This window comes from Dyadobacter sp. (assembly GCF_051859145.1).
GTDB lineage: Bacteria > Bacteroidota > Bacteroidia > Cytophagales > Spirosomataceae > Dyadobacter.
Genome location: NZ_JBHYGF010000563.1, coordinates 1 through 962 on the forward strand (window position 1 = coordinate 1; position 962 = coordinate 962).

2 protein-coding genes are annotated in these 962 nt (G+C 47.6%); one reads left to right on the top strand and one right to left on the bottom strand.

Annotation, left to right across the window (positions count from 1 at the left end; all coding sequences use genetic code 11):
• On the bottom strand, positions 1-345 hold a 345-nt coding region (locus ACTIE6_RS24150; RefSeq protein WP_439559065.1), incomplete at its 3' end, for a hypothetical protein.
• A gap of 314 nt (positions 346-659) precedes the next feature.
• On the opposite strand from ACTIE6_RS24150, the gene ACTIE6_RS24155 reads away from it, so the two are divergent.
• A partial coding sequence (locus ACTIE6_RS24155) for a PAS domain S-box protein (RefSeq protein WP_439559066.1) occupies positions 660-962 on the top strand: 303 nt, incomplete at its 3' end.

Here is a 962-nt window from a genome sequence, read left to right on the forward strand (position 1 = left end):
TTGTGTGCCGGTCAGGAAAGCGGCGGGCATACCATTCAGTGTGAGTGGTTCAATGCTGCTGATCTCCACACCCTTTGCCAAAAAAGCTTCCTTGGTTAACCCTGCGCGAAGTTTTTCAAACTGTGCCGGTATACTCATGACGAGGATACTTGATCCGCTTTGCGTTTGCTGGAAGCCGAGGAAATTTTCGGCTTTTTCAAAGCCTTTCGGCGGCACAAGGCTCACTTTTGTTCCGGTAACAGGCAAATGTCCCGGCGTAGAAACGTTTTCAATTACATTCTGCCCGAAAGCAATGCGGATTGTAAGAAGCAGGATGAACGAGCATGCAAGCCGGAGAATCATCATATATTAATAGTAGCGAGGGTTAAAGCGCGTCAATGGCCTGACTGTGATGTGAACGCCAAGTTAGCACTTTTTCGCCCATCCAAGGCTAGGTGCCAGGTAAGGAGACTTCGCAGCTTCTTTAAACCTGTACGCTAAGCCCTGACGAAATTCGATCAGCTTGTAGAAATAGATTGATATTGCTTGTTGGATCACGTAGATTGCATGATGAATTACAAACAGGATCGCGCCTATCGCTACGCATATTCCTGAAATTTTTGCACATTAACATTTGCGCTAACGGGCCGAATAAAGTACACGATCCCGCGCTCCCACCAATGCCAGACAAACAATCCGTTTCAGACTTTTACCAGCTCTTCTTCGAGCACTCCCACGACCTGATGTGTATGCACGATAGTCAGGGTGTTTTGCTGTCTGTTAATCCCTCAGGTTCACAAAGTTTAGGTTACGAGCCCAAAGAGCTGGAAGGCAAGTTGCTGGTAGATCTGATGCCAAGAGGTTCCGGGCCTGCTTTCGAGGATTATCTTCAAAGGGTCCACCAAAACCGGTATGCAGAAGGCATTATGCCCATTGTGCATAAAAATGGCACACAGATGATTTGGCGGTACCGGAACAACCTG